Origin of the sequence: uncultured Campylobacter sp. (genome assembly GCF_938017705.1) — a bacterium.
In the GTDB taxonomy this organism is placed as follows: domain Bacteria; phylum Campylobacterota; class Campylobacteria; order Campylobacterales; family Campylobacteraceae; genus Campylobacter_B.
Map to the genome: position 1 here is coordinate 1 of NZ_CALIIS010000018.1, position 3,776 is coordinate 3,776.

Genomic DNA, 3,776 nt, shown 5'->3' on the forward strand with positions numbered 1-3,776 from the left:
CCGTTTAGCTCGCCCTCATCGTTAGGGATCATCGTGCTGATAAAACCGCCGATATCATAATACAGCGTTTTAACCGCAAGCGGCAGATCATTTCTATCCACTAAAACGGTAATTTGATCCTCGGCCTGGCGGGTAACTTCTAAGGCCTTGACTTTGGTCTTTAAAATTTCTATAAATTTATCGCCTCTCATTTTTAACCTCTCATCATTATTCTAACGCCGTTTTCGACGAGCATCCAAAAATCACCTACGTGCCATACGCCGAAAATTATCACTAAAGCGCAAAGCAAGATTAGCGGTAAATTTTCAAACAAGCTCATCTCTTTAGCATAAACCACTTCACCTTTAGGCGTACCGAAGCTCGCTAGATTAAAGTGCGCGAAGTCCGCAATGAAAATAATTACGAGCGCGATCGCAAATAATGCTACGGCTATGTATTGACCGCTGGCTATCGCGCCTTTGAAAACGTTAAATTCGCTTACAAAGATCGCAAACGCAGGAACGCCTACGAGCGAGCAAACCGCAGCACCAAACATTATCGTAGTAAGCGGAGCGATTTTTACCATACCGCCCATTCTAGTCATATCTTTGTGACCATAAATTCTAGCGATATTACCGGTAGAGCAGAATGCAAGAGCCTTGGTAAAGCTGTGAGCTAAGCAGTGAAAGATCGCGGCAAGCAAGCCGAAATATCCGCCGATACCTAGCGCAAATGCAATAACACCCATATGAACGACCGAGTGGTAAGCAAACATCCTTTTTACGTCGTGCTGACGAACGAGGAAAATTCCTGCTATAAATAGCGTGATCGTGCCCGAGATCAGCATCACGTGCTTAACGAAGTCTGGCCCTACCGCTTCGGCGGTTACCGCGTAATATCTAAATATCGCTAGCATCGCACATTTTAAAAGCACACCCGAAAGTAGTGCCGAAATCGGAGCCGGACCTTCTGCGTGAACGTCAGGAAGCCAAGTGTGAGTAGGAGCAAGTCCTGCTTTGGTTCCAAAGCCTATTAGAGCGAATATAAAGATAAGCTTAGCGGCATCTTTGTTTAAGCCTTTGGCGTGATCCATAATGCTAGTCCAAAGCATCGAAGCCTCGCCATCGCCCGTGATTTTGAATGTAGCCGCATATAGTAAAACGGTCGCATAAAGCGCAAACGCTAAGCCGATCGAGCAGATAACGATATATTTGTAACCGCTCTCGGTAGATTTTTTGTCTTTATGAATAGCGACCAAAAATACCGATGCTAACGTAGTAGCCTCTACCGCAGCCCACATAAACGCAACGTTGTTACAGATCACGCTAAGCGTCATCGTAAAAACGAAAGCGTGGCAGAGCGCGTAGTATTTTCTAAGATCGCTAAGATCCAGATGACCGCCCTGTATCTCCCACTTCATATAGGTGGTGGAGTATAAATTTACCAAAAAGCCCGTTACGGCGATTAGCACTAAAAATACGCAACCTAGGCTATCTAGGAATAGGAATTTATCGTATGCGTAAAACGCTTCGAAGTTGCCGCTGATAAGCTTGCCTACGTTACAGAGTAGCCCTGCGGATGTAACTGCAGAAATCAAAACGTGTAGCGAGCTTAGGAGCTTGAAATTCTTAGGGCATAAGAATAATATCAGCGCTCCGAGCAACGGAAAAATTAATATAAAAGCTAAACTATTCATCATTAACCCCTTAAATTCGAAGCTTTAGACGTATCAAGCCCGTCATAAGCTTTGTAAAATCTAACCGCCAAAATGCTCATAATAATAACCGCAAAGATTGCATCGGTTAAAATTCCAAGCTCGACTAGCTCGTGAGAGTTGTAAGCCATAAGTGCAAGGCTTAGGTGGATGCCGTTTTCAAAGAGGCAGTAGGCTAGAATTTGCTTGATGAAAGAATTTCTTAGCATGAAGCCGAAAATTCCCATCATAAATACGGTTACCGCCGCTATTAGAACGATTCTTTCTTGAATAAGAGAGAATTTAAGCAAGATCGGATTGATTGTCATCGCAATCGCTAGCGAAAATCCCATCGCAATAACGGGGCTTACGAAAAAGCCGCCTACCGGCTCATCCTCGCTGATCACATCCAGCTTTTTAACTAGCCAAAATAAAATTCCCGGCACGAAAATAACCTTCGTAAAAAACGCCACTATCGCCCAAATTCTAAGCTGCGGCGCATTGAAGTTAGAATACAGCATAAAAAATATGCTTACCAAAAATAGCGTCTGAATCGCGTAAATTCCGATCGAAAGTTTTAAATTTCTAAGTCCGAATACCGCAAGTGACGTCACGATCATACAAATTGCTAAAATATCGATACTATTCATCTTAAAATCCTACTACGTAAAGCGTTAATGCCGCAAAAGCAATGGCAAGAGCACCACATGAAATTTTGCGCATGCTCGAAGTCATTCTGAAGCGTGGTCCAAAGTTGTCGATGAAAACGGCTGCTACGTAAAATACGCCGGTTTTTAGCACAAAGATTATGATCGCCAAAAACGGATTGCTAAAATTCCACGGCTCAAATATCGTTAGGAATAATCCGATCATCGCAAATTGCTTCAAAATAAGCGCCGCTTGCACTAAGCCCAAATCGCTACCTGCGTATTCGCCCAAAAGTCCTTCTTGAAGCTCTTGCTCGGCTTCGGCAAGATCAAATGGCTTTCTGCCGGTCTCGACATACATGCACCATAAAAATGCAATCGAAGCGACAGCAAAGCTTGGAATTTGATAGCCGATCTGACCGCTGCGTACCATCTGCTGGATCTCAACTAAATTTGAAGTTCCCGCAGCCATCATTACTACGATTAGGCACATCATCATCACAGGTTCGACAAAAACGGCAAGCATCTGCTCACGTCCACCGCCGGTTGCCGCAAACGGGTTACCGCTATCTATCGAAGCCGCACCGAATACGAAGCGCAAAAGCGCGCCTAGATATAGGATAACGAAAATATCCGAATACGCTCCGAAAAGAGTATCTTTGCTGTATGTAATAGGAATAGCCGCCAAAATCGCTGCCGAAGTAGCGAATAGAAAAAACGGCGCCCACCTAAATACCCAGTGGCTGCACGCAGGAACGGTTCTGCCGCGCTTAAAAAGCTTAATAATATCGCGGTAAGTCTGGAAAAAATCGCTTCCTTGTTTCGACTGAAGTTTGGCTCGAAGTTTTCTAGCCATACCGTCGAAGAGTGGAGCGACTAGGACGATAACCGCGACTTGAAATATCATTAAAAATATAGTTTGTATAGTCTGCATCTCAAACCTCCTAGATCAAGAAATATCCGACGCCCAGTATCGCGCAAAGATAGATTAGGATGTAAAGCGTATATAAATTTGCATAGCCGCTTTGAATAATTCCTATCTTATCGGCGATCTTCTTACTCCAATCGATTACCGGTTGATAAATCATCGTCCACCAAATGTCTTGTGGATGATTGTGATACTCGATCGGTCCGAAGTAGCCGTTTTGCTCTATTCTGCGTTTATGACCTCTAAATAACCAATCCATAATCTTTCTTAAATCGCCAGTAAAAGGACCGCCAGTTATCTGCATGCGAGGGCTATATTTAAAGCCGCACGCCCAAGGATCGGTCTCACGAGGTTTGTCGCGATTTGCTTTCATAACCGCTAGGATGATAAACGGAAGCAACATTGTAGAACACAAAATCACTGCAATAAGAGGAGTTGAAACGATACTTCCCAAAGGCGAAGTGATTGACGAAGCGCCTAGGCTTGCGACATAGCCGCTATTGGAAGTGATAGAATTTACCGCCTGCAT

The 3,776-nt window shown here is 44.0% G+C and carries 3 protein-coding genes and 2 pseudogenes; all 5 read right to left on the reverse strand.

From position 1 onward, the window contains the following. Positions 1-191: pseudogene (locus tag Q0605_RS01160) on the reverse strand (hydrogenase large subunit); the annotation flags it as partial. Positions 192-193: 2 nt separating this feature from the next. Then, entirely contained in the window at positions 194-1,675 is a 1,482-nt protein-coding gene (locus tag Q0605_RS01165) for a hydrogenase 4 subunit F (protein ID WP_298703510.1), read from the reverse strand. 2 nt (positions 1,676-1,677) lie between these two features. Then, entirely contained in the window at positions 1,678-2,322 is a 645-nt protein-coding gene (hyfE, locus tag Q0605_RS01170) for a hydrogenase 4 membrane subunit (protein ID WP_291936441.1), read from the reverse strand. A 1-nt stretch (position 2,323) separates the two neighbouring features. Beyond that, complete coding sequence (locus Q0605_RS01175; protein ID WP_297901004.1) at positions 2,324-3,253, reverse strand: NADH-quinone oxidoreductase subunit H; 930 nt, start codon at positions 3,251-3,253, stop codon at positions 2,324-2,326. Positions 3,254-3,263: 10 nt separating this feature from the next. Next, positions 3,264-3,776, reverse strand: a pseudogene (locus tag Q0605_RS01180) (hydrogenase 4 subunit B); the annotation flags it as partial.